General features: G+C 61.0%; 22 protein-coding genes. 7 read left to right on the forward strand and 15 right to left on the reverse strand.

The window, feature by feature from the left end; genetic code table 11:
* Positions 1-243: 243 nt before the first annotated feature.
* Positions 244-1191, forward strand: coding sequence for a TerC family protein (locus B9Z50_RS13915; protein ID WP_108365331.1), 948 nt, complete (start codon positions 244-246; stop codon positions 1189-1191).
* A 96-nt stretch (positions 1192-1287) separates the two neighbouring features.
* On the opposite strand, the gene B9Z50_RS13920 is transcribed toward B9Z50_RS13915, so the two are convergent.
* On the reverse strand, positions 1288-2181 hold the full coding sequence (locus tag B9Z50_RS13920) for a LysR family transcriptional regulator (RefSeq protein WP_108365333.1): 894 nt from the start codon (positions 2179-2181) through the stop codon (positions 1288-1290).
* A gap of 226 nt (positions 2182-2407) precedes the next feature.
* Here B9Z50_RS13920 and B9Z50_RS13925 point away from each other — a divergent pair, with 226 nt between their 5' ends.
* Positions 2408-3634, forward strand: a complete 1227-nt coding sequence (locus tag B9Z50_RS13925; protein WP_108365335.1) for an MFS transporter — start codon at positions 2408-2410, stop codon at positions 3632-3634.
* A 34-nt stretch (positions 3635-3668) separates the two neighbouring features.
* On the opposite strand, the gene B9Z50_RS13930 is transcribed toward B9Z50_RS13925, so the two are convergent.
* The 9 genes from B9Z50_RS13930 to B9Z50_RS13970 all read right to left on the reverse strand — a co-directional run bounded on the left by B9Z50_RS13930 (position 3669) and on the right by B9Z50_RS13970 (position 14420).
* Entirely contained in the window at positions 3669-4838 is a 1170-nt protein-coding gene (locus B9Z50_RS13930) for an acyl-CoA dehydrogenase family protein (protein ID WP_108365337.1), read from the reverse strand.
* Positions 4835-6799 (reverse strand): biotin carboxylase N-terminal domain-containing protein, encoded by a 1965-nt coding sequence (locus B9Z50_RS13935; protein ID WP_108365339.1) that lies wholly within the window; start codon positions 6797-6799, stop codon positions 4835-4837. The genes B9Z50_RS13930 and B9Z50_RS13935 overlap by 4 nt, the downstream gene beginning before the upstream one ends.
* On the reverse strand, positions 6796-7602 hold the full coding sequence (locus B9Z50_RS13940; RefSeq protein ID WP_108365341.1) for an enoyl-CoA hydratase/isomerase family protein: 807 nt from the start codon (positions 7600-7602) through the stop codon (positions 6796-6798). The genes B9Z50_RS13935 and B9Z50_RS13940 overlap by 4 nt, the downstream gene beginning before the upstream one ends.
* Positions 7599-8771 (reverse strand): acyl-CoA dehydrogenase family protein, encoded by a 1173-nt coding sequence (locus B9Z50_RS13945; protein ID WP_108365343.1) that lies wholly within the window; start codon positions 8769-8771, stop codon positions 7599-7601. The genes B9Z50_RS13940 and B9Z50_RS13945 overlap by 4 nt, the downstream gene beginning before the upstream one ends.
* A gap of 22 nt (positions 8772-8793) precedes the next feature.
* Positions 8794-9933 (reverse strand): DNA alkylation repair protein, encoded by a 1140-nt coding sequence (locus B9Z50_RS13950; protein WP_146183220.1) that lies wholly within the window; start codon positions 9931-9933, stop codon positions 8794-8796.
* 10 nt (positions 9934-9943) lie between these two features.
* A complete protein-coding gene (locus B9Z50_RS13955; RefSeq protein ID WP_108365347.1) occupies positions 9944-11554 on the reverse strand; it encodes an acyl-CoA carboxylase subunit beta in 1611 nt (536 codons plus the stop codon).
* Positions 11551-12444, reverse strand: coding sequence for an SDR family oxidoreductase (locus B9Z50_RS13960; protein ID WP_108365349.1), 894 nt, complete (start codon positions 12442-12444; stop codon positions 11551-11553). The genes B9Z50_RS13955 and B9Z50_RS13960 overlap by 4 nt, the downstream gene beginning before the upstream one ends.
* Entirely contained in the window at positions 12441-13139 is a 699-nt protein-coding gene (locus B9Z50_RS13965; protein WP_108365351.1) for a TetR/AcrR family transcriptional regulator, read from the reverse strand. Before B9Z50_RS13965 ends, B9Z50_RS13960 begins: the two co-directional genes overlap by 4 nt.
* 117 nt (positions 13140-13256) lie before the next feature.
* Entirely contained in the window at positions 13257-14420 is a 1164-nt protein-coding gene (locus tag B9Z50_RS13970; RefSeq protein WP_108365453.1) for an acyl-CoA dehydrogenase family protein, read from the reverse strand.
* A 121-nt stretch (positions 14421-14541) separates the two neighbouring features.
* Between B9Z50_RS13970 and B9Z50_RS13975 the strand changes: the two genes are divergently transcribed.
* The 4 genes from B9Z50_RS13975 to msrA all read left to right on the forward strand — a co-directional run bounded on the left by B9Z50_RS13975 (position 14542) and on the right by msrA (position 19651).
* Positions 14542-15747: an acetyl-CoA C-acetyltransferase gene (locus B9Z50_RS13975; protein WP_108365353.1), complete on the forward strand. Its 1206-nt coding sequence runs from the start codon at positions 14542-14544 to the stop codon at positions 15745-15747.
* A gap of 281 nt (positions 15748-16028) precedes the next feature.
* On the forward strand, positions 16029-18182 hold the full coding sequence (locus tag B9Z50_RS13980) for a 3-hydroxyacyl-CoA dehydrogenase NAD-binding domain-containing protein (RefSeq protein WP_108365454.1): 2154 nt from the start codon (positions 16029-16031) through the stop codon (positions 18180-18182).
* A 285-nt stretch (positions 18183-18467) separates the two neighbouring features.
* Positions 18468-18962 (forward strand): peptide-methionine (R)-S-oxide reductase MsrB, encoded by a 495-nt coding sequence (msrB, locus tag B9Z50_RS13985; RefSeq protein WP_108365355.1) that lies wholly within the window; start codon positions 18468-18470, stop codon positions 18960-18962.
* A 2-nt stretch (positions 18963-18964) separates the two neighbouring features.
* On the forward strand, positions 18965-19651 hold the full coding sequence (gene msrA, locus B9Z50_RS13990; RefSeq protein WP_233249882.1) for a peptide-methionine (S)-S-oxide reductase MsrA: 687 nt from the start codon (positions 18965-18967) through the stop codon (positions 19649-19651).
* A 153-nt stretch (positions 19652-19804) separates the two neighbouring features.
* Here msrA and B9Z50_RS13995 read toward each other — a convergent pair whose 3' ends face one another.
* From B9Z50_RS13995 to B9Z50_RS14010, 4 genes are read right to left on the reverse strand one after another with little or no spacing between them, the layout of a single operon-like run.
* Complete coding sequence (locus B9Z50_RS13995) at positions 19805-20110, reverse strand: addiction module antidote protein (RefSeq protein WP_199221747.1); 306 nt, start codon at positions 20108-20110, stop codon at positions 19805-19807.
* 6 nt (positions 20111-20116) lie between these two features.
* Entirely contained in the window at positions 20117-20413 is a 297-nt protein-coding gene (locus tag B9Z50_RS14000) for a type II toxin-antitoxin system RelE/ParE family toxin (protein ID WP_108365359.1), read from the reverse strand.
* 50 nt (positions 20414-20463) lie between these two features.
* Complete coding sequence (locus B9Z50_RS14005) at positions 20464-21258, reverse strand: DUF2145 domain-containing protein (RefSeq protein WP_108365456.1); 795 nt, start codon at positions 21256-21258, stop codon at positions 20464-20466.
* A 9-nt stretch (positions 21259-21267) separates the two neighbouring features.
* Positions 21268-21552, reverse strand: coding sequence for a hypothetical protein (locus B9Z50_RS14010; protein ID WP_146183221.1), 285 nt, complete (start codon positions 21550-21552; stop codon positions 21268-21270).
* 365 nt (positions 21553-21917) lie between these two features.
* On the opposite strand from B9Z50_RS14010, the gene B9Z50_RS14015 reads away from it, so the two are divergent.
* Positions 21918-24128, forward strand: a complete 2211-nt coding sequence (locus tag B9Z50_RS14015; protein ID WP_108365363.1) for an OsmC domain/YcaO domain-containing protein — start codon at positions 21918-21920, stop codon at positions 24126-24128.
* A 106-nt stretch (positions 24129-24234) separates the two neighbouring features.
* Here B9Z50_RS14015 and B9Z50_RS14020 read toward each other — a convergent pair whose 3' ends face one another.
* Positions 24235-25206: a DMT family transporter gene (locus B9Z50_RS14020; protein WP_199221748.1), complete on the reverse strand. Its 972-nt coding sequence runs from the start codon at positions 25204-25206 to the stop codon at positions 24235-24237.
* Positions 25207-25209 lie beyond the last annotated feature (3 nt).

Below are 25209 nucleotides of genomic sequence, written 5' to 3' on the forward strand. Positions count from 1 at the left end.
CAGCAGCAATTGCTGCATGAAAGCCGCCAGCGCCTGCAAGGGCCTGGCGGTTTTTTCATGCGAAAAGGCATTTTGAAGCAGAAATTTTCAGCCAAACACTCCATTTTTTACGAAGCAAATTGACCTATCGATCAGAAAAAAATTGCGCCTTCTGCCCTAGACTTCAAACACTCATCGGGCTTGTTGTTCAGGCGGCATGTCGACCCGGTGCTTTGAATTTTTTGCTGGATTGGAAAGGTCTTTATGGAAACCGTCGCCCCCCTTTGGTTGTGGGCCACTTTTGTGGCCATCGTGCTGGTGTCGCTGTTCGTCGATTTTGTGGTGCTCAAAAAGCAGGGCGCACATGACATCGGCGTTAAAGAGGCGCTCAACTGGTCGCTGATCTGGATTGCCTTGAGCTTTTTGTTCAACGGTTTGTTTTGGTTCGCCATCCGCGACACCACGGGCTCGGTGGAGATCGCCAACACCAAATCGCTGGAGTTTCTGACCGGTTACCTGATCGAAAAATCATTGGCGGTGGACAACATCTTTGTCTTCCTGATGATCTTCACCTACTTTGCTGTCCCCTCGCACTTCCAAAAGCGCGTGTTGATGATCGGCATCATCGGGGCCATCGTGCTGCGCACCATCATGATTTTGGTGGGTGGTTGGTTGCTGTCGGAGTTCCACTGGATCTTGTACGTATTTGGTGCTTTCTTGATCCTCACGGGTGTGAAGATGTGGTGGGCTGCTGGCCAGGAGCCCGATCTGGAAGACAACCCCGCGCTCAAGTTGCTGCGCAAGATCTTGCCCGTCAGCAAAAACTACGACGGTGAAAAATTCTGGACCGTGGAAAACGGCAAGAAGATCGCCACGCCACTGTTCATGGTGATCTGCCTGATCGCCTTGACCGATGTGATCTTTGCGGTGGATTCGATTCCGGCGATTTTTGCGATCACGTCGGACCCCTTCATTGTGCTGACCAGCAACGTGTTCGCGATCCTGGGTTTGCGTGCCATGTATTTCTTGCTGGCGGCGGTGGCCAACAAGTTCCACTTGCTCAACTACGGCCTGGCCGTGATCTTGGTGTTCATCGGCACCAAGATGTGCCTGATCGATATCTTCAAGATTCCGGTAGGCCTCTCGCTGGGTGTGGTGGTCGGTATCTTGGCCGCGACCATGTTGTTGAGTGTGCGCTCAGCCAAAGCCTGACGCGCGGCGCTCTTGAAGAAGCCCCCAGGGTCACAAGCCTTGGGGGCTTTTGACTTCTCAAACTGCACAGCTTGCTGGCCTCCGTATGGCCGTGTCTTAAAGGGCCGTGACACTGGCCTGCAAGAGCCGCTGCACCAGGGGGTGTTGAACTTTCTTTTCGGTGCCAATCGCGAAAAAGTTTTCCTTCACGCCATCACAAGGCCCCAGGCGCTGCACGTCGTAGTGCGCCAGCAGCTCGTCGTGGACCCACTCGGCGGCAGGGAAGACACCCATCCCGCTCTCGCCAAAGGTCTTGAGCAAAGCGCTGTCCTCGAACTCGCCCACGATACGTGGACGAATGCCTTGCTGTTCAAACCAGTGGTCCAGTCGGGCGCGCACGGCGGTGTGGCCCGTGGGCAGCAGCACTGGCACATCGGCCAGGCTGGCCGGGAACTTCTTTTTGGCGGCCTTGACCAACGCCGCTGTGCCGTACCAGGACACGGGAGACGAGCCCAGCGCGTGGTTGTAGAGCTTGATGTTGGCGTTGCCCGGCGCCGGGCGGTCTGAGAGCACCACATCCAGGCGGTGCAGGGCCAGGTCACCCAGCAGGTCGTCGAATTCGCCCTCGTGGCAGAGCAAGCGCAAATGCGGCTCGCCCATGACGGGTTGCATGAGGCGGCGTACCACCAGTTTGGGCAAGCCGTCCGAAATGCCTGCGGCCAGCCGCACCGTGGGGGAACTCACCGCATCGCGCACCAGCGCGGGCAGGTTTTCGCCCAACTGAAAAATTTGGTCGGCTTGCTGCATGGCCGCCAGCCCGGCATCGGTCAGCACCAGGCCGCGCCCTGCGGGCTTGAGCAGGGCATAACCCAGCGACCGTTCCAGCTCACGCACCTGGGCGCTCACGGTTTGCACCGCCATGTCCAGTTTGTCGGCCGCGCGGGTGATGCCGCCCTCTTTGGCCACGACCCAGAAGTAATACAGGTGCTTGTAGTTGAAGGTGGTGCGCATAGTCAGAATTTACAAGAATATGTGGCAAAGATTATCTGATTTTTTGGGATGAAGCCCGCGCTAGAAGTCAAGGTGGATCTGAGCTTTGCAGCTGGCGGCCTGGGCAATGCCGGTCAGCGAGCCGACGGGTCCTGGCTGGTCAGGGCTGTGAGAAGCCTGTCGCGCAAAGGCCAGCTTATTGGGGTGGGTGTCGATAAAGTGTATTCAAGCACCACTGAAGTACACCATGAACTTATTGATTGCCCTGCGCCCGGGCTTGCCCATCCTGATCGGCGCTGCGCTGATGTTGTCGGTCAGCATGGGTTTGCGGCAAAGCCTGGGTGTGTTCATGCCGGCCTTGACCCAGGACATCGGCATTTCGGTGTCCCAGTTCACCTTGGCCATTGCGGTGCAAAACCTGGCTTGGGGATTTTTGCAGCCCTTTGCGGGGGCTTTGGCGGTGCGCATCGGTTACCGGCCCCTGATGATGACCGGTGCTGTGCTGTACATCCTGGGCATGAGCTTGCTCTGTCTGGCACAGGGATTGTTAGGCGTGATCTTGGGGGCTGGGGTGGCGATTGGCGCGGCCATGGCCTGCAACGGATCGGCCATTGCCATGGCGGTGGCTTCGCGGCCGGTGTCGCCGGCCTTGCGCAGCACAGTGCTGGGCATCGTGTCCGCCGCGGGCTCTTTGGGTGCCTTGATGGCGGCGCCCATTGGCCAGCTGCTGTCACAGGCGCACGGGTGGCGCGTGGGTGTGGGCGGTTTTGTCATCATGGCCCTGATCATCTTGCCCGCCGCTTGGTATGCCGGGCGGGTAGACGCCTTGCCGGTGCCGCCTTCCCCTTTGGGCGAAAAAGACAATGCCCCGGACATGGCCCGATTGGCCTTGAAGCACCCCCCCTTTGCGGTGATGACACTGGCCTACTTTGTGTGCGGCATGCAGCTGGTTTTTTTGACCACGCATCTGCCGTCTTACCTCGATTTGTGCGGCATGGACCCCATGCTCAGTGCCCAAGCACTGGGCATGATTGGTGGCTTCAACGTCCTGGGCAGCTTGTTTTTCGGATGGGCGGGTGGGCGTTGCAACAAGCTGCTGTTGTTGGGGGGCATTTATGTGCTGCGCTCATTCGGGCTGGCCTGGTATTTTCTGTCGGTGCCAACGCCCGAGAACACCTTGGTGTTCGCCGCCATCATGGGCTTTTTGTGGCTGGGCGTGGCACCCTTGGTGACGGGCTACATCGGCGAAACCTTTGGTCTGCGCTGGCAAGCCATGCTGGGCGGCATCGCCTTCATGAGCCACCAGTTGGGCAGTTTCTTGGGGGCTTTGGGCGGTGGGCTGGTGTTCGATGCCATGGGCTCGTACAACCGGGCCGTGCAGGTGGGGGTGCTGGTGGGGCTATTGGCGGGCATGGTGCAAATGGCCTTTGCGCTGCGCGCCGAGTTGCCGCCAGGTCAGCCCAGACCTGCCTGACACGCTTGCCCATGGAGTCTGCCCGGATCTGGTTTTAAATCCCCAGCTGCTTGGCCGCCAACTCTTTCATGATCTCTTCGGCCCCGCCGCCGATCATCATCACCTTGACTTCGCGGTAAACCCGCTCGCTCACCGTGCCGCGCATGTAGCCCATGCCGCCCAGCATTTGCACCGCGGCATCGGCGCAAAACTGCATGGTTTGGGTGGCGTGGTTTTTGAGCAGGCAGACTTGTGTCACCCACTCGGCACCGGTCTGTCCTGCATCGGCTTGTTGCGTCACGGCATCGACCCAGGCTTGGGTCGATGAGATGCGCATTTGCATGTCCATCAGTTTGTGGCGAATCACCTGCCGCTCGATCAAAGCTGCGCCAAAGGTCTGGCGCTGGCGTGCCCAGTCCAGGGCTTCGTCAAAACAAGCCTGCGCAAAACCCAGCGCCATGGCCGACATGGCCAGGCGCTCGCCATTGAAGTTGCCCATGATCATCTTGAAACCCGCGCCTTCGTCACCCAGGCGGTAACGCTGCGGCACGCGCACGCCGTTAAAGTGCAGCTGCGCCGTGTCGGAGCTGTGCCAGCCCATCTTGTGCAGGCGCGTGCGCGAAATGCCGGGCGTGTCACCCGGCACCACGACCATGGAGATGCCGCTGGCGCCTTTGCTGGACGGGTTGGTGCGCACGGCCAGCGTGATCCAGTCGGCACGCAGGCCCGAGGTGATGAAGACTTTTTCACCGTCGATCACGTAGTCCGTGCCGTCGGCACGCGCTGTGGTGCGCAGGTCGGCCACGTCTGAGCCGCCACCGGGCTCGGTGATGGCCAGGGCCGCAATGCGTTCGCCGCGCAGCACCAGGGGCACCACTTCGGTCTGCAGCTCGGCACTGCCATGGGCCATGACTGGGGGCAGGCCGATGTTGAGCGAGAACAGGCTGGCCATCACGCCGCCGCTGCCGCCGTAACGCGCCAGCGTTTGTGAAAGCAGGTTGCGCGCACGCCAGGGCGCGGGTGTGCCGCCCAGGTGTTCCGGGTAGCCCAGGCCCAGCAGGCCCAGCTCGGCGGCCTGGGTGTAAAGCGATCGGTCAAATTGACCGGCTTCTTCCCACGCGGGCACATGCGGGGCGATGGCTTGTTTGGCAAATCGCTCAACCGTGGTCTGCAGGCTTAGCAGATCTTCGTTGGTGAAATCGGTTGTGAATCCAGCGGTGCTCATGCTGCGTCCTTCCATTGAACCAGCACCTGGCCGGGCCCCACTTGTTGGCCCACGCTGGCCGAGAGGCTGTGCACCACCGCATCGCGTGGTGCGCACAAAATGTGTTCGAGCTTCATCGACTCGATGACCAGCACGGCTTCGCCTTGCTTGACCTGCTGACCTTCTTGCACATGCAGCGCGATCAGCTTGCCGTTGAAGGGTGCGCGCAAAGCCTGCGCAGCTTGTGCGCTGGCACCAGTGCTGGGCTGGTTGAGGCTCTGGTCGGTGAGCCATAGTTCCACGCATTCGGGGCCTTGCAGTTGCACATGCCAGCGCTGGACCGCACCCGTGCAGGCTACTGCGCGGGCTTGCCAGATGCGGCCGTTCAGCGTGATGTGCAGCAGATCGCCGCAGCGGTGCATGCGGGCCTCGTGTGTGGTGTCGCCCATTTGGACGCGCACTTGCCCTTGGCCCAGCTCCTGCAAGCTCAGCGCCAAGACCTCTTCACCCAGACCCATGCGCACGGGTCGCATGAACGGATTGGGCATCGCGGCTGCGGGCGCTTGGATTGCGTAGAGCACAGCCAGCACGGCCACGGTGCGTGCGTCGCCATGGGCTTGCAGGCGTTTGCGCACCATGTCGGCTTGCTCGGCCAAAAACGGAATCAGAGCCTCGCCTGCTGTAAACGTGGGGTGTTGCAAACAAGCGGCCAAAAACGCCCGGTTGGTCGGCAAGCCCAGCAGCGTGGTTTGGTGCAGGCCTGCGCACAGGCGATCGATCGCTTCGTGGCGTGTGGGCGCGTGGGCGATCAGCTTGCCCAGCATCGAATCGTAGTGCGGCGTGACCACCGCACCCACATGCAGCGCATGGTCAAAGCGCAACCCTTCGGGTTCTGCAAAGGCTTGCACCGTGCCAGTCTGCGGTGTGAAGTGTTCGTCTTCGGCGCACAGGCGAACTTCGATGGCATGGCCTTGCAGCTGCACATCGGCTTGCGCCAGCGGCAGTGGCTCACCCCGTGCGATGCGCAGCTGCCACTCCACCAAGTCCAGCCCCGTGAGCATCTCGGTCACCGGGTGTTCCACCTGCAAGCGGGTGTTCATCTCCATCAGATAAAACGGCTTGTCCGCTTGGGCTTCGTCCAGTAAAAACTCCACCGTGCCTGCGCCCACATAGCCGGCCGATTGGGCCAGCGCAATGGCTGCCTGCCCAAGCTGGGCGCGCAGTGCAGCATTCACCGCTGGGCTGGGCGATTCTTCGATGATCTTTTGGTGTCGGCGTTGTACCGAGCAGTCGCGCTCACCCAAGTGGATGCATTGGCCGTGCGTGTCGGCCATGATCTGCACCTCGATGTGACGGGGGCGCAGTAAAGCGCGCTCCATCAGCAAGTCGCCGTTGCCAAAACCCGCCAGTGCTTCAGAGCGCGCACTGTGCAGGGCGGGCAGCAGTTGCGCCATGTCGGTCACCAGGCGCATGCCGCGCCCACCGCCGCCGGCCACGGCTTTCACCATCAGAGGCAAGCCCAGTCGTTGTGCTTGTTCCGTGAATGTGGCATCGCTTTGGTCAGCCCCAAAGTAGCCCGGCAGGCAAGGCACGCCGTGTTTCAATGCCAGCGCTTTGGCGGCCGACTTGCTGCCCAGAGCGCGGATGGCCGAAGGCGGTGGTCCGACCCAAGTCAGGCCCGCATTGATCACCGCTTGCGCGAACTCGGCGTTTTCGCTCAAGAAGCCATAACCCGGGTGCACCGCATCGGCCCCGCTGGCCTGCGCGGCTGCCAGCAGTTTGTCGATGCGCAAATACGAGTCAGCCGACAAGGTGCCGCCCAATGCGACGGCGGTGTCGGCTTCGTGCACATGCAGGGCGTTGCGGTCAGCGTCTGAGTAAACGGCCACCGTTTGGATGCCCATGTGGCGTGCAGTGCGGATCACGCGGCGGGTGATCTCGCCTCGGTTGGCGATCAGCAGGCGGGTGACCTGGGTGTTCATGCGGTGTCCTTGCCAGAAAGTGTCCAGGGCGCGGGCTGTTTGCGCGCAAAAGCAGTCAGGCCTTGGGCGGCTTCAGTGCTGCGCAAGCCTTGCGCAAAAGCTTGTGCAGCAGCATCGCGCAAGTCGGGCACAGGGCTGCGCAAGTTGCGCAGCAGTTGTTTGGTGCTGGCCACTGCGCCGGGCGCTGCACGCAAGAGGCGCGTGAGTGTCACTTGCCAAGCCGCATCGCTGTTGTGTTCGATCACTTCGTTGACCAAGCCCACTTGCATTGCTTGCGTGGCGTTGTAGCTCAGCCCTTGCAGCAAACACTGGCGTGCCGCGCTCTCGCCCAGGCGCTGCCACACGAATGGCGCGATCTGTGCAGGTGGCAGGCCCAACGTCACTTCGGGCGTGCCCAGCACCGAACGCGCTGTGGCCACCACATGGTCGGCGCAGCACACCAGGCCAAAGCCCCCGCCCATGGCCGCACCATCGACGCGGCACACCAGCAACTGGGGCAGGGCGCAGAGGGCATGCAGCAGGTCGCCGAAGCTTTTGTTCATGGCCAGCAGCGGGTCGGATTGCCCCTCTTGCAAAGGCTGGCCGATCAGGTTGGCAAAGCCGCCCAAGCTGCCCCCCGCACAAAAAGCACCGCCTGCGCCGGTCAGCACCACGATGCGCAGCGTGGCGTCTTGCGCGGCACGCGCGCAGGCTTGCAGCAAGGCGTCCACCACCGCATCGCTCAAGGCGTTGCGTGTGGCCGGATCGTTCATCGTCCAAGTTTCGATCGCGCCTTGGCGCTCGATCAACAAAGTGCTGCTCATTTTTGGGGCCGCTTGGCAATGCCCATCATCTTGGCCAAGATGCCCAGCATCACCTCGTCGGCACCGCCGCCAATCGAGGCCAGCCTGCCATCGCGGTACATGCGCGAGACTTTGTTCTCCCAAGTGAAGCCCATACCGCCCCAGAATTGCAGGCAAGTGTCGGGCACGGTACGGTTCAGGCGGCCCGCTTTGAGTTTGGCCATGGTGGCCCATTCGGTCACGTCTTCGCCCGCGATGTAGTGCTCGCAGGCCTGGTAGGTCAGGGCACGCAGGCTTTCCACCTCGGCCTTGAGTTCGGCCAGCTTGAACTGCACCCACTGCTGGTCTGCCAAGGTTGAACCAAAGAGCTTGCGCTCTTGCGCCCATTCCACGGTCCACTGGATGCAGTTGGTGAGTGATTGCAGGGTGCTGGCCGCGCACCACAGGCGTTCTTCTTGGAACTGCTGCATTTGGTAGATGAAGCCCTGGCCCTCGGCCCCGATGCGGTAGCGCTGCGGCACACGCACCTCATCAAAATAAATCAGGCCGGTGTCGCTGCTGTTCATGCCGATTTTTTTGATCTTCTTGCCCACCTCGATGCCGGGCAGCAGCTTGCCGTTTTCGCGCATGGGCACCATGACCAGGCTCTTGTTTTTATGGATGGGCCCCTCGCCTGTGTTGACCAGCATGCACATCCAGTCGGCCTGCAAGCTGTTGGTGATCCACATTTTTTGGCCGCTGATCACGTAGTCGTCACCGTCCTTGCGCGCCACGGTCTTGATGCCTGCCACATCGCTGCCCGCACCCGGTTCGCTCACGCCGATGCAGCCCACCATGTCGCCCGCAATGGCCGGGGCCAAGAACTGTGCCCGCAATTCATCGCTGCCAAAGCGCGCCAATGCGGGTGTGGCCATGTCGGTTTGCACGCCAATGGCCATGGGAATGCCGCCGCAGTCGATGTGCCCCAGCGCTTCTGCCATGGCCATGCCGTAAGAATAGTCCAGCCCCGCGCCGCCATAGGCCTCGGGCTTGGTCAGGCCCAGCAGACCCAAGTTGCCCATTTTTTTAAAGACCTCGTGGGCCGGAAAGATCTCGGCCGCCTCCCACTCGTCCACATGGGGGTTGATCTCGGCCTCGATGAAGCGCTTGAGCGTGTTCTGGATTTCGCGGTGTTCGTGGGTGTATTGCATGGTGTGTCTCCGTGGGGTGGTTCTAGGGGTGCAGATCGAAGTGGCCAATGCTGTGGGCGTGTCCATTGAGGACGATCTCGACGGTGTGGCGGCCCGGGTGGTGGGTGCGTGTGCTCATTTGGCGCAGGGACAGAGTTTTTTCGAGCACGCCACGGCCGTGTGCATCAATCTGCACGGTGCTGCCTTTGAATACCTTGGGGCTGAGCGTGCCGTTGGCCTTGACGTAAAACACGCGCCAATCGGCCAGAGCGCTGGCCGCTTGTGCACTGGGGTTGTGCAAGGTGCAGTGCAGGGTGACGCTTTCGCCGATTCGGGCTGTTGAAGGGCTGATGCTCGCGCTGTGAACCTGTAAGGGGCTCACTTGCCCATGCCCAAACAAGGCCAGCGCCTGTGTATCGCCGCGCTTGATGGCGGTGCGCAGGGCATGGCGCAGCAAGGCCTGCCGCGAGGCGGGTACCGGCGGATCGTCCAGCCATTGGCGGGCCGTGCCCGTGAGTAACTCCGGGTGGTCTTTGCCAATGTCATTCAGGTGGTTGGCCACCGAGCGGCGCACATAGGACGAGCTGTCGTCACGCAATCGGGCCAACAAAGGCAGCACGGGCTTGGGGTTACGCACAAAATCAGGCAAACGCGCAGCCCAGGGCAAGCGCGGGCGTGTGGCTTCACTGACGGCGCGGCGCACATGCGCGTTGTCATCTTGAACCCACTGCGCCAGGTGGCCTAAGGTGGCCTCAGGGTGTTGCTGCAAAAACGGCCGCAGGCTGAATTCGGCGGTGAAGCGCTGGGTCAGTGCGTGTTGCGCGCGCAGGGCCTCGGGCAGATGCTGCAGGCCATGGCTGGCGATGTACATGCTGTGCGGCAGGTAAAAGAAGCTGCTGGGCACATCGCCACTGGCGGTGGGTTCGCCGTGTTTGTCCAGCCCCATGGGGCGGCCCATGGCACGCACCAGCAAAGGGGCGGCCTGCGCAAAGTCAGGCGGCATAAATTGCGCCATCACTTGGGCCATGCGGCGGCCTCGGTCCATCAGGCCCAGGGCTTCAAAGTCGGCTCCCATGGCCTTTTGCCATTGGCCCCTATGCACCGTGGCACCGGCGGCTGCCAGCTGCTCAGCCAACTGGTGGGCCGCGTCCAGCGAGAGCATGTGCTTCAAATCGGTGGCCATGTCTGCGCCTTCACATGCGGGCCACGCCAAAGCTCGTGGCGCGGGGTTGGCGGGCAGCACTCTCAGCACAGGTGTCGAGGCAAAAGTTCAGCACGCTGCGCGTGTCACGCGGGTCGATCACGCCGTCGTCGAGCACCAGGCCACTGGTGTAGAACGCGTCGGCTTGCGCTTCAAACAGGGCCACGATCTTGTCGAACTGGGCTTGCATTTTGTCGGGGTCGGGCGTGATGCCTTTGCGGGCCATGCCCGCTTCGGCCACGATCTGCATGGTGCGGGCCGCTTGCTCGCCGCCCATCACCGCAGTCTTGGCCCCTGGCCAGCTGAACAAAAAGCGCGGTGCATAACCCCGTCCGCACATGCCGTAGTTGCCCGCACCAAACGATGCCCCGCACTGGATGGTGATCTGCGGCACGGTGGCATTGGTCACGGCCTGTATCATCTTGGAGCCGTGTTTGATCATGCCGCCTTGTTCGCTGTCTTTGCCCACCATGTAGCCGGTGGTGTTTTGCAAATAGACGATGGGGTGGCCCAACTGGCACATCCACTGGATGAAGTGCGTGGCCTTGTTGGCCCCGGCCACGTCAATCGGCCCGTTGTTGCTGATGATGCCGACTGCGTGCCCGCCGATGCGCGCCTGTGCGCACACCGTGGCCGAGCCGAACAGTGGTTTGAACTCCAGAAAGTCTGAGTCATCCACCAGACGCAAGATGATTTCGCGCATGTCGATCGGTTCGCGGTGGTGGGCGGGCATCAGGCCCAGCAGCTCTTCGGCGTCAAAGCGCGGGGGCTTGGCCTCTCGCTGTGTCTTGTGTGCTGGCCAGTCCCAACGCGCCACCACATCGCGGGCCGTGCCCAGCGCGTGGCGGTCGTCTTCGCACAGGTATTCGCCCAGGCCCGACACACTGGTGTGCATCTCGGCGCCGCCCAGTTCTTCTTCGGTGGCCACTTCGCCGGTGGCGGCTTTGAGCAATGGCGGCCCGGCCAGAAAGGCGCGTGACCTGCCGCGCACCATGATGACGGTGTCACTCAAGCCCGGCATGTAAGCCCCGCCTGCGGTGCCCGAGCCGTGTTGCACGGTGAGCACCGGCAAGCCCGCCGCCGACAAGCGGGCGAGGTTGCGAAACAGACTGCCGCCCAGCACAAAGCCCTCGACCTTGTACTGCATCAGGTTGGCCCCAGCGCTTTCGACCAGGTGCACAAAGGGGAGTTTGTTTTCAAGGGCCAGCTCTTGCACCCGCAAGATCTTTTCCAGGCCCCGCGCCTGAATGGCCCCGGCCTCGATGCCCGAATCGCTGGCCACCACCATGCAGCGCACGCCTTCGACAAATCCAATGCCCGCGATCATGCCGCCGCCGGGCACCGACTTGGCCGGGTCGGGCGTGTCTTGCATGAAGCCTGCCAGCGCGCACAGTGGCAAGAAAGGCGCGCCAGGGTCCAGCAGCAAGGCCACGCGTTCACGCGGCAGCAACTGGCCGCGCTTGTCAAACACGGGTTTGGACTGGGCAGAGGCAAGCGCTGCGCGGTTTTGCAGGGCATGCCACTGCGCCAGTCGGGCCAGCGCGGCTTCGCGCCTTTGCTGCGCCACAGGGCTGTGCAGGTTCCAGGTGGATTCGAAAGTCATTGGAATACCTTGGGAGTCACGGCGCGGTGAAAGCCGTCAAACGGTTTGACGGCGTCGCGTGTTTGCACATCGACTTGGGCCACGGCCTGCTGCCAGCCCATGCGCATTTGCGGGCGTGCACCGTCCACACGCAGCACGGTGCCGCTGATGAAGCTGGCGGCGGGTGACAGCAAAAACACAATGGCCGCCGAGGTTTCGGCTTCGGTGCCAAAGCGGCCTTGCGGCACCGTGTTGCGCATTTCGCGCAACATGGGACCGGCTTCGGGTGGGTAATGGTCCATGCCGCTGCTGGCGATGTAGCCCGGGGCGACAGCATTCACGCGCACGCCTTGCGCCGCCCATTCGAGTGCCGCGGTCTCGGTGAAGCTGACCATGCCCGCCCGCGCTGCGCCGCTGTGGCCCATGCCGGGCATCGAGCCCCACATGTCGGCCACGATGTTGACCACCGCGCCGCCGTGCGCTTGCATGCTTTGGTTGAAGCATTCACGCGCCACCAAAAAGCCACCGGTGAGGTTGGTGTCGATGACTGCTTGCCAGCCTTTGGCGCTGGTCTTGGCCAGGGGCGAGATGTATTGCCCGCCCGCGTTGTTGACCAAGCCGTTGATGCGTCCGTGCTTCTGCACCACCTGCGCGACCATGGCTTTCACATCGTCCTCGCGTCGGATGTCGGTGCTGTGCCAGCTGGCCTGGCCGCCGTCATCGGTGATCTCTTGCGCGGTGGCGGTCAGCTTGTCGGGGTTGCGGCCCACCAGCACCACATGTGCGCCCAGGCTGGCCAGCTCGTGTGCGGTGCAGCGGCCAATGCCCGAGCCACCGCCGGTGACCAGGATGACTTGACCGCTCAGCAGGCCGGGGGAAAAGACCGAACGGTAGGGTGTGGTTGTTGTCATGTCGGGTCTCTCAAAAACAAGGCCAGTGCGGCATCGGTCAAATCATCCAGCGATGCGCGAGCGGGGCTTTTGGGTGTTGTTTGGGTTGCTGCTTTAACTGAACGTTTGACAGGTGTTTGAGTTGGCGCTTGGTACCACTGCACCGCCCAGTTGAGCGCGCCAAAAATCATCAAACGCGCCAGCTGCACCGGGGCTTGCAACTGGCCACTGGCGTGCAGCGCTTGCAGCACAGGCGTCCACGCGGCTTCGTAGTCGTCTTTGATTTGTGTGATGGTCTGCCGCTGCTCTGCGCTCAGCGAGCGCCATTCGTAAAGCATCACCGGGATGAAGTCGCTGTCCGGTCCGAGCAGCACATCGAACTGGTTGCGGATCAGGGCACGCAGTTGTTCTCGTGGCGGCAGGTCATCGGCCAGACACGCGCGGGCGGCTTCTTGGCGCTGGCTGGCTTGCTTCATGCCTTCGACCATCACCGCCAGCAACAGGTCTTGTTTGTTGCCGAAGTGATAAAACGGTGAGCCCGGTTGCATGCCCACTTGCGCCGCGATCTCACGCGTGCTGGTCGCGTCATAGCCTTGGCGGTGAAACAGCTGCGCCGCCGCCGTAATCAGCGCCTGACGCCGGTTGCCGTCGTCGCGCTCGCCCTCGGTCTTGCGCGGCCGCCCCCGTGCTCGCTTGGGTTCAGCCAACTCAGACATGTGTAGTCACATTTGTAGGAGCCCACCCCGTGGGCGATGGGCGTGGAACACGCCCTTGCGTGGTCAATCGCCCACAGGGGTGGGCTCCTACAGGGGAGGGTCGCTGTGCCATCAATCTCAGCGTCCTGCCAAGCCCATGCTGCGCGAGATCACTTCTTTCATGATTTCGTTGGTGCCGCCGTAAATGCGTTGCACGCGCGCGTCGGCATAGGCGCGGGTGATGGGGTATTCCCACATGTAGCCGTAGCCGCCGTGCAGCTGCACGCACTCGTCCATCACTTTGCACTGTAAATCCGAACACCAGTACTTGGCCATGCTGGCGGTGGCGGTGTCGAGTTTGTCTTGCAGCAGCAGCTCTGAGCATTTGTCCACAAACACGCGGGCCACCTGCACCTCGGTCTGCAATTCGGCCAGGGTGTAGCGGGTGTTTTGGTAGTTGCCCACGGCCTGACCAAACACCTTGCGGTCTTTCACGTATTGCACAGTCCAGTCGATGGCCGCTTGCGCTGCGGCAATGCCACCAATCGCGATTTGCAGGCGCTCCCAGGGCAGCTGCTCCATCAGGCAAATGAAGCCTTTGCCTTGCATGGCCGTGCCGCCCAGCAGCTGGTCGGCGCTGACCTTGACGTTGTCAAAGAACAGCTCGGACGTGTCCTGCGCTTTGAGGCCCAATTTTTTGAGGCGTTTGCCTTTTTCAAAGCCTGGCATGCCGCGTTCAATCAGGAATAAGCTGGTGCCTTTGGCACCAGCGGCCGGGTCGGTCTTGGCCACCAGGATCACCAGATCGGCGTGCCAGCCGTTGGTGATGAAGGTCTTGCTGCCGTTGATCAAATACGTGCCATCTGCTTGCAGCATGGCCGTGGTTTTCACACCCTGCAAGTCAGAGCCCGCCGCTGGTTCGCTCATGGCGATCGCGCCCACCATCTCGCCGCTGGCCAGCATGGGCAGGTATTTTTGCTTTTGCGCTTCGGTGCCGTAATGCAGGATGTAAGGGGCCACGATCTCGCTGTGCAGGCCGTAGCCAATGCCGCTGAAACCGGCGCGTGCCAACTCTTCCATCTGCACCACCGAATACAGCTTGTCGGCGTCTGACCCGCCATAGGCCTCGGGCAGGGTCATGCACAAAAAGCTGTTGTCACCGGCCTTGTCCCAGACGGCGCGGTCCACGAAGCCCTGCTCTTCCCAGGCGTCGTGGTGGGGGGCAATTTCTTTGTCCATGAAGCGGCGAAAACTGTCGCGGAAGGCTTCGTGGTCGGGGGTGAAAAGGGTGCGTTCGATCATGGCTGTCACCTGTTGGACTGTGGGGTTTGATTTATACAAAGCGGTTGCTTGGTAAAAGTCTATACTGTTTAAAAACCCCCGCAACACAGGGCAAACCCCCTGATGACCCCCAGGAGACAGCATGAGCGAAGCATTTGTTTATGACGCCATACGCACCCCGCGTGGCAAGGGCAAAAAAGACGGCAGCTTGCACGAGGTCAAGCCCATTAGCCTGCTCTCAGGCGTGCTGCGCGAGCTGCAAAGCCGCAACCAGTTCGACACCGCTGCGGTGGACGATGTGGTCATGGGCGTGGTCTCGCCCATTGGCGAGCAAGGCTCGGTCATCCCCAAAGTGGCGGCGCTGGCGGCCGGTTGGGACTGGCGCTGCTCGGGTGTGCAGCTCAACCGCTTTTGCGCCTCGGGGCTGGAAGCGGTCAACATGGCCGCCATGAAAGTGCGCAGCGGTTGGGAAGACCTGGTCGTCGCTGGCGGCGTTGAAAGCATGAGCCGCGTGCCCATTGGTGCTGACGGCGGTGCGTGGGCGCAAGACCCCGAGACCAACAGCGCCACGCTGTTTGTGCCGCAAGGCATTGGCGCCGACCTGATCGCCACCATGAATGGCTTTAGCCGCCACGATGTGGATGCTTTTGCAGTCGAGTCGCAAAAGCGCGCCACGGCTGCGCGTGCTGCGGGCTATTTCGATGGCTCGGTCGTGCCGGTCAAAGACAAGCTGGGCCAAGTCATCCTGGCGCAAGACGAATTCATCAAACCCAGCACCACGGTGGAAACACTGGGCGGCCTCAAAGCCTCGTTTGAACAACTGGGCAGCATGGGCTTTGACGCGGTGGCCTTGCAGCGCTACCCGCAGGTTGAGCGCATCCACCATGTGCACCACGCGGGCAACTCGTCGGGCATTGTGGACGGTGCGGCTGCGGTGCTCATCGGCTCGGAGGCCGCAGGCAAAACCCACGGCCTCACGCCGCGTGCGCGCATCGTGTCGGTGGCTTTGTCGGGCGCTGACCCCACCATCATGCTCACAGGCCCCATGCCCGCCGCACGCAAAGCGCTGGCCAAGGCGGGCCTGACCATTGACCAGATCGATTTGTTCGAGGTGAACGAAGCCTTTGCCGCCGTGCCCATGAAGTTCATGCAAGAGATGGGCGTATCGCACGACAAGGTGAACGTCAACGGCGGCGCCATTGCCATGGGCCACCCGCTGGGGGCCACGGGCGCAATGATATTGGGCATCCTGATCGACGAGCTGCACCGCCGCAATTTGCGCTACGGCTTGGCCACTTTGTGTGTGGGTGGCGGCATGGGCATTGCCACGATTGTGGAGCGGGTTTAAGTCAAGCAGTCGCTATTCATACCGTCATGGCGAGGAGCCAATTTTTTGTGGATTGAAATCGAAGCACAACACACCCTCGCCGTCATTGCGAGGAGAGCAGCGACGCGGCAATCCAGCTGCAACGCTCGTTCAAGCACTGGATTGCCGCGCTTCGCTCGCAATGACGTTTCAAGTTCGCAATGACGTTTCAAGTTCGCAATGACGTATCAAGCTCGCAATCACGGAAAAAATGAAGCCGCCATGAGCAATCACCAATGACCTGAAGGAGACAAAACATGATTTTGAAAACACTGCGCTACGAACTGGCTGACGGCATCGCCACCATCACCTTTGACGAGCAGGGCTCGCCGGTCAACACCATGTGCCTGCAATGGCAGGCCGACCTGACTCAGGCGGCCGAGCAAGTGGCCAAAGACAAGGCGGCTTTGAAAGGTATCGTCCTGGCCTCGGCCAAGTCCACCTTTTTTGCAGGAGCCGACCTCAAGGGCGTGATGCGCTCACAAGCCTCGGACGGCCCGCGTGTCTTTGCCGACATCGAAGGCATCAAGAAAGCTTTCCGCACCATTGAGACGCAAGGCGTGCCCGTGGTCAGCTGCCTCAATGGCTCGGCCCTGGGGGGTGGCTGGGAAGTGGCGCTGATCGGCCACCACCGCATCGCCACTGCCAACCCCAAAACACAATTCGGCCTGCCCGAGGTCACGCTGGGCTTGATTCCCGGTGGTGGTGGCATCACCAAAATGACGCGCCAACTGGGCTTGCTGGCCGCGCAGCCCTATGTGCTGGAGAGCAAACTCTTTGGCCCCGAAGAAGCACAAAAGCTGGGCCTGGTGCACGAGATCGTGGCCAGTGACGACCAGCTTCGCCCCCGCGCTCTGGCGCACATTGCCGCAAGCCAAGGCCAGCCCGAAGCGGCCCAACACCTGTGGGACCGCAAGGACTACAAAATGCCCGGCGGCACGCCGAGCAACCCCAAGATCGCGGGCATGCTGAGCGTGGCCCCGGCCGTGCTCAAGCAAAAAACACGCGGTCTGTACCCTGCGCCCGAAGCGGCGTTGGCCGCCATGGTCGAAGGTGCGATGGTGGACTTTGACACCGCCATGCGCATCGAAAGCCGATATCTGGCGGGTCTGATGACCAGCCAGGTGGCGCGCAACATGATCAACACCTTCTTCTTCAACATGAACAGCATCAAGGGTGGCCAAAGCCGACCCAAGGCTGCACCGCGCTACAAGCCCAAAAAAGTGGGCATCTTGGGCGCAGGCATGATGGGCTCGGGCATTGCGTATTCACAAGCCAGCCGGGGCATCGCCACGGTGCTCAAAGACGTGAGCCAAGAAGCCGCCGAAAAAGGCAAGGCCTACAGCCACAAGCTCACGCAAAAGCGCGTGGACAAAGGCCGCATGACCACAGACAAACAAGCGGCATTGTTGTCACTCATCCAGCCTACGGCCAGCGCCGCAGACCTGAAGGGCTGCGACCTGATCATCGAAGCCGTGTTTGAAAACCGCGAACTCAAAGCCCGCGTCACGCAAGAGGCCGAGCCCATGCTGGCCGAAGGCGGCTTCTTTGCCAGCAACACCTCCACCTTGCCCATCAGCGGCTTGGCCACGGCCAGCGCCAATGCCAACAAATTCGTCGGCATCCATTTCTTCAGCCCCGTAGACAAGATGCAGCTGGTGGAGATCATTCGCGGTGCACAGACCGACGACGAGACCATTGCCCGTGCGTACGACTATGTGCAGGCGCTGGGCAAGCTGCCGATTGTGGTGAACGACTCGCGCGGCTTTTACACCAGCCGCACTTTTGGCACCTTTGTGATGGAAGGCGCGGCCATGCTGGGCGAGGGCATCCCAGCCCCCGTGATCGAAAATCTGGCCATGCAAGTGGGCATGCCAGTCGGCCCGCTGGCCGTGCTGGACGAAACCGCGCTGTCGCTGTCGGTGCATGTGCTGGACCAAACCCGCGAGGACTTCGCCAAAGAAGGCCGGGCCCACACCGCCACGCCCGGCGAGTTGCTGGTCGAGCGCATGGTCAAAGAACTCAAGCGCCCTGGTCGCGCCGCAGGCGGTGGTTTTTACGACTACCCCGCAGGCCAGAAAAAGACGCTGTGGCCTGAACTGAAAACCCACTTTGAAAAAGCCGACGTGGCCTACAGCCAGCAAGACATCAAAGACCGCCTGCTGTACCGCCAAGCCGTGGAAACCGCCCGCTGCCTGCAAGAAGGCGTGCTGACCTCGGTGCACGACGGCAACATCGGCTCGATCTTCGGCATCGGCTTCCCGGCCTGGACGGGCGGTGCGCTGCAATTCATCTATGGCCAGGGCGTGGATGCGTTTGCCAAGCGGTGTGCTGAATTGGCTGCCGCATACGGTCAGGGCTTTGCGCTGACAGCCGATGTGATCGCGAGTTTGAAGCAGCATCAGCCGGTGTATTGAGGCACAGGCCCGGAAGGGCTTGCAAGTCAAAACGCAGCACTCGGGAGACTGGGGCTGCGTTTTTACTTGAAAAACTGCATTCCTACAGATTGTGTGCATGAAGCTGCTGGATAAGGCCTGGGAGCAGTTGAACCATTGGGGGTTTATGGCACATCAACCGATGTTTCTTGTGTCCAAAACCAGGACAATCAAGCCCATCCATGCGGATGGTGCTGTAACTTTTCGGCTGGCCGCACGAATAGCTTCATGAAGCCCCGTGTTTCAGCAACCCACCAGGACACTCCCATGAAACGACGCCACATGTTCAAAATCATTTCAGCTTGGCTGGCCAGCGCCTTGGTGCCCATGAGGGCGGTGGCTGCCGCTTTTCCATTGACAAAAACCAAAGCCGAGTGGCGCAAGTTGCTTGCGCCGGGTGCGTATGCGGTGTTGTTCGAGCACGGCACCGAGCGCCCAGGCAGCAGCCCGCTCAATGCCGAGAAACGGCCCGGCACCTTTGTGTGCGTGGCCTGCAACTTGCCCTTGTTCAGCGCGGCCCACAAATACGAGAGCGGCACGGGTTGGCCCAGTTTTTTCCAAGCCTTGCCGGGTGCTTTGGGCACGTCCACCGATTTCAAGCTCATCTACCCGCGCACCGAATACCACTGCTCGCGCTGTGGCGGGCACCACGGCCATGTGTTCGATGACGGACCCAAACCCACGGGCCAGCGCTTTTGCAACAACGGCGTGGCCTTGGCGTTTGTGCCCGAAGGCCAAGCCCTTCCCGCATTGAGGACATGACCATGAACCGCACGATTGTTTCAAAGCCCCTGCGTTGGTTGGTCATGGCATGGGCCGCTGGCGCTTGTCTGTTGACGGCTTGCACGCCCAGCCAGTCTTCCAGCGCGGGCCAAGCCCCTGCGGCCCAGACCACGCCCACCGAGGTGGCGGCGGCGCCCGTGGTCAACGGCAAGCCCATGGCTTACGCCTTGTTTGCAGGTGGTTGTTTCTGGTGCATCGAGGCCGACTTTGAGAAATTGGCGGGTGTGGTGGCCGTTGAGTCGGGCTACACGGCTGGCCAAACGCCCCAGCCCACCTACGAGCAAGTCAGCGCCGGCCACACGGGCCACACCGAGGCGGTGCGGGTGCTGTACGACCCCAGCCAAGTGAGTTACGCGCAGTTGGTCGACTACTTTTGGCGGCACATCGACCCGACCGTCAAAGACCAGCAGTTTTGTGATGTGGGCCCGCAATACCGCAGCGGGATTTATTGGCAAAATGAGGCCGAACGCGCCACCGCCGAAGCCAGCCGCGACGCCTTGATCAAGAGCGGCCGATTCAGCACCATTCATACCGAGTTGGCGCCCAGCTCAGCGTTTTACTTGGCCGAGGACTACCACCAGGACTACTACAAGAAGAACGCGCTGCTCTACAGCTACTATCGCTTGAGTTGTGGTCGGGACGCGCGGGTCAAAAAGCTCTGGGGTTAAGGCCCTTCGTTTGCGCTAGCTCTGTGGCCTTGGCCGTTCAATGACACACACCAGTCTCCCCACCGGGCTATTTTTTGAAAGATGGTCGGGTTGCAGCAAAGTGCGATAACTGATTTCCAGGGTCAAGAGCGCCAGCAAAGAAATGCAAGCGGCTTAAGTTTGCACCGGTTGCGCCACCAGCTTCACCCCCAGTGCGGTGCAGACTCGGGAAATCGTGTCAAAGCGCGGATGCGATGTGGGGCGCAGTGCTTTGTAGAGTGCTTCACGGGTCAGGCCCGACGCTCGGGCGACTTCGGTCATGCCGCGTGCGCGGGCGATGGTGCCCAAAGCGTGGGTCAACTCTGCGGGGTCGTTTTCTTCCAGAACCAGCGTCAGGTAGTTGGCCACGTCCTCATCGGTCTTGAGGTGTTCTGCCATGTCGAAGTCTGGCAGATCGGTGGCTTTGATTTTTCGGGTCATGCTCAATCACTCCATGATGGTTCTGCTCAATGCAATGGCGCGGGCAATGTCTTCGGATTGTGTGGACTTGTCTCCACCGCCAATCATCACGATCAGCATGCCGTCCCGCTCGACGAAATACATGCGCCAGCCGGGACCAAAGAATTCCCGCATTTCGCTGACGCCTTCTCCCACAGGGGCCACATCGCCCAGCAAACCGCGCTGAACTTTTTCGAGCCGTCGGGTCAGTCGGATGCGTGTCATGCCGTCTCGCAGGCTGGCCAGCCACTCATCAAACTCGGGCATGCGTTTGATCGTGTACATGTTGATTGTAATCAGTTGTTCACGAATTGCGTGGTTGATTCAATGCTGGTCTAAGGCTTGACAGTCAAAGCTTCCGCGCCTTGGTCGTACTTGAGCAGGTAGTCGCTGATGCGCTCGAAGGTGGCGGTTGCGGGCTTGCCGGGGTGGTCTGTTGTGGCCACTTCGGCGCTGAAGACCGCGCCCAGCATGAGTTTGAATGGGTTCACTTCAACGGGTTGGGCAACAAAGTATTTTTGAGAAACTTGCTTGAGCTGCTTGATGTCAGAGGTTTGGTAGATGGCGGCATTGATCACGTCGAGTACGAATTCGGTGCAGTTCTGGCGGCCTTCGTTGTAGGGGTTGGCAATGACCGAGTAGCGTGGTTCGTGCAGTGCCGCATAGGCGGGTGAGGTGATCACTTTGATGAGGCGTTGTTGCAGTTCGGCGGATGGGATCAGGATGCCCGCCTCCATGTGTGCCACGCCAGAAAAGAAGTCCACGGGGTAATCCAGCACCAGACGGCTTCTGTCGGGTTTATCGTCGTATTGGTAAAGGTTGTGGATGGCGTAGCCGGGCAGCGTTCGGCCATCGGCGGTCTGGATTTTTGAGTACACCACGAAGGCAACATGTGTGAAGTGCATACCCCGTGGCATCTCCGACAGTGGGCGTCCCATGCGGGCAAGGATGGCCACGTGTGCACCTTTGCTGGCCAGAGTACGTTCCACTTTCTTGGCAAAAGTGATGATCTCATCGGCTTTGAAGTGAGTAGTTTCGCCGCCCCCAAGGCTGGCTGAGCTGAACCCCGGTGCTGCGACGGATGTGCCCCACAGGCACAGGCTCAGAATGCAGAGGATGAGTTGACGCATGTTGGGCAATCAATTGTTGGCAGCGGGCTGTTGCAGAGCCTTGTTGGGCGCAATGATGGAAATGGTTTCATCGGTCACAGGCAGTGGGGTGCCAATTGGGCTGGTTGCTGCGCTCATCAGCGAGTCCCCTGCATGTAATGCGGCACTACCGACGCCGACCGCAATGGCACCACTGGCGAGCAATGGCGTAGCGACAACCCCTGATGCCAATTGACCTGTAGCGACCAAGCTGTGCCCGGCACTGGCGGCGGCGTTGCTGCTGGCTTGACCACCGGTTTTGACTGCTTTTTGCATTTGATCAGCTGGATTGGCCATGGCGCTGGCAGCGCATAAGCTCAAAAACCAAAGGACCGCTGCTGATGGGTTTGATTTGTCCATTTCCATTTGCTCCTGATGTTAAAAATATAAAACTTAAGTGTTTATTTTAACGTTTTAACATTAAGGTCTGCTGCAAACGGATAAGCACAGGCGCGATCAACTGTGCCAAAGGGTCGCATTGTGAGGGGTTGGCCGGTTGGTGGTTGGAGCTTGCTTGTCGGTGTTCACTTGCACGACCAATTGGCAGCGCCCCAACCCGAGCCCTACCAGCTCAGGCAAACTACACACCATTTTTCTCATCCCCACCTGCTGGTGGCACATCTATTTCCCGGAAGCACAGCATGGAAATCAAAGTCAATTTTCTCGACAAACTTCGCCTGGAGGCCAAGTTTGACGACTTCACCGTGCTGGCCGATCAGCCGATTCGCTACAAGGGCGATGGCTCGGCACCGGGGCCGTTTGATTATTTTTTGGCTTCGTCGGCTTTGTGCGCGGCGTATTTTGTGAAGCTGTATTGCGAGACGCGCGGCATTTCCACCGAGCACATCCGCCTGTCGCAAAACAACATCGTGGACCCCGACAACCGCTACCTGCAGACCATCAAGATCCAGGTGGAGTTGCCAGCCGACATGTCTGAAAAAGACCGGGTCGGCATTTTGCGGTCGATTGACCGCTGCACGGTCAAAAAGGCGATTCAAGCGGGCCCCACTTTCATCGTTGAAGCGGTGGACAACCTGGACGCCGACGCGCAAGCTTTGCTCTCGCTCAACCCCGATGCGCAAGCGCAGACCCGCATCGCAGGCAAGGACTTGCCGCTGGAGCAGACCATCGCCAACATGACGGCGGTGTTGGCCAACCTGGGTATCAAGATCGAAATCGCGTCGTGGCGCAACCTGGTGCCCAATGTGTGGTCGCTGCACATCCGCGACGCGCATTCGCCCATGTGCTTCACCAACGGCAAGGGCTCGACCAAAGAAAGCGCTTTGGCCTCGGCGCTGGGTGAATACATCGAGCGCCTGAACAACAACCACTTTTACGCGGGCGTGTTTTTTGGCGAAGACATCGCGCAAGCCGACTTTGTGCACGACCCCCGCGAGCGTTGGTTCCCGCCGGGCAAGCGCGACGCGTTGCCCAAAGGTTTGTTGGACAAGCATTGCTTGGCCATTTACAACCCCGACGGCGAGCTCAAGGCCTCGCACCTGTTCGACACCAACTCGGGCAACTCCTCGCGCGGCATTTGTGCGCTGCCCTATGTGCGCCAGTCCGATGGGGAAGTCGTGTACTTCCCGTCGAACTTGGTGGAAAACCTGTTTGTGAGCAACGGCATGAGCGCGGGCAACACACTGGTCGAAGCGCAGGTGCAGTGCCTGTCAGAAATTTTTGAACGGGCCGTCAAGCGCGAGATCTTGGAAGGCGAAATGGCCTTGCCCGACGTGCCGCAGGATGTGCTCGCCAAATACCCCGGCATCGTGGCCGGCATCGAGGCTTTGGAAGCGCAGGGCTTTCCGGTCTTGGTCAAAGACGCGTCGCTCGGCGGGGTGTACCCGGTGATGTGCGTGACCCTGATGAACCCGCGCACCGGCGGTGTGTTTGCGTCCTTTGGCGCACACCCCCGCATGGAAGTGGCGCTGGAGCGCAGCCTGACCGAGCTGCTGCAAGGCCGCAGTTTTGAGGGCCTGAACGACTTGCCCGCGCCGACTTTCATCAGCAACGCGGTGACCGAGCCCAACAACTTTGTGGAGCACTTCATCGACTCCAGCGGCATTGTGTCGTGGCGGTTTTTCAGCGCGCAATCGGACTTTGAATTTGTGGAGTGGGACTTTTCTGCCAAGGGAGCCGATGCCACCGCGCAAGAGGCCGCCACGCTGTTCGGCATCTTGCAGGCCATGGGCAAAGAAGCCTATGTGACGGTGCACGACCAACTCGGCGCCACCGCCTGCCGCATCTTGGTGCCGGGCTATTCCGAGGTCTACCCGGTTGACGACCTGATTTGGGACAACACCAACAAAGCGCTGTTGTTCCGCGCTGATGTGCTGAATCTGCACCACTTGGATGACGAAGCGCTGGAGGCCTTGCTGGAGCGCTTGGAGAACAACGAGCTCGACGATTACCTGGACATCGCCACCCTGATCGGCATCGAGTTTGACGACAATACGGTGTGGGGGCAGCTCACGGTGATGGAGCTCAAGCTCTTGATTCATCTGGCTTTGCAGCAGCTCGAAGAAGCCCACGAACTGGTGGGTGCTTTCCTGCAGTACAACGACAACACGGTGGAGCGCCGTTTGTTTTACCAAGCCTTGAATGTGGTGCTGGAAGTCACGCTGGGCGAGGACTTGGCTTTAGAAGATTACGAGCGGAACTTCAGGCGCATGTTTGGCGACGAGCGCATGAATGCGGCCATTGGTTCGGTGGACGGCAGCGTTCGTTTTCATGGCCTCACGCCGACTAGCCTGCAGCTGGACGGCTTGGACCGCCATCAGCGCCTGCTCGACAGCTATAAAAAACTGCACGCGGCGCGGGCGCGTGCGGCTGCGAAGCAGACTTTGAATTGACGGTGTGACTCCCCGCTGTACTTCGCGTGTCTGTGCCTGCCCCAGGAACGTCAGGTCTTGATGGCCCGACATCGATCCTTTTGCGAAGCAGCATGTCAATGCCCGATCAATTGGATGTCTTGGCCTTGACCCGCACCCCACCAATCACGCCCATCACCAGCAGTGCAATGCCAGCCAGCGTGAGCGGCTCGGGCCACTGGCCGCGTAGCCAAAACGCGTAGCTGAGCGCGGCCAGGGTTTCAAACACGATGAGTTGGCCAGCCAGCGCGGTGGGCAATCGTTGGCTGGCGGCGTTCCAGCACAGGGTGCCCAGCCAAGAGGCCAGCAGGCCGATGGCCAACATGAGGCCGACAAACTCCCAAGGGCGAGGGCCCAGTGGCATGGGCAAGGGGTCTTGGGTGGCGCTGGCCCAGAGCCAGTAGGCGGCATAGCCCAGCAAGGCCAGCGGCAGGGTGGCGATGCCCTGCGCTGTGGCCCATATGCGCGGGTTGCGATCGGGGTGGCCGCGCAGCCAGTCGGCGTTTTTAAGTGGGTACCAGGTCCAGCAAACCACCGCGCCCACGGCCAACGCGGCTCCGGTGATATAGCGCGTGGTGTCGGCTGCAGGGTCTTGCACCAGGGCCGTCCACTCCACGTGGTTGACGCAGGCGATGCCCAACAAAATGAGCGCCAGTGGCGGTGCCAACTTCAGCCACGGAAAACGCCCGTCGCGCTGGTGGTTGAGCAAGTTGGCGGCGATGGCAATCACCACGGGCAGCGTGCCAATGATCATGGTGGGCAACGCCCCACCTGCGCGCAAGATGGCGCTGGACAAAAACAGGTAATACAGCACGTTGCCAATCGCTGCCAGTTTGAGCGCTGCAAGCCAGTCGCTGCGGGTCAGACGCCGGATGTCGGCGCGGTCGATATAGGCCAGAGGCAAGGCGATCAGGCCAAAGGCCAGATAACGTCCGAAGGTTTGCAAGGCGGCCGGGTAGTCGGGCAGAAGCAGCGGGCCTACAAAAACGAGGCCCCACAGCATGCCGGCCGCCAAGGAAAAGAAAATGCCGCCCGTCAGGGCGGTGATGTGATGGGGCATGGG

The sequence above is a fragment of the Limnohabitans sp. Bal53 genome, from assembly GCF_003063355.1.
Taxonomy (GTDB): Bacteria; Pseudomonadota; Gammaproteobacteria; order Burkholderiales; family Burkholderiaceae_C; genus Limnohabitans_A.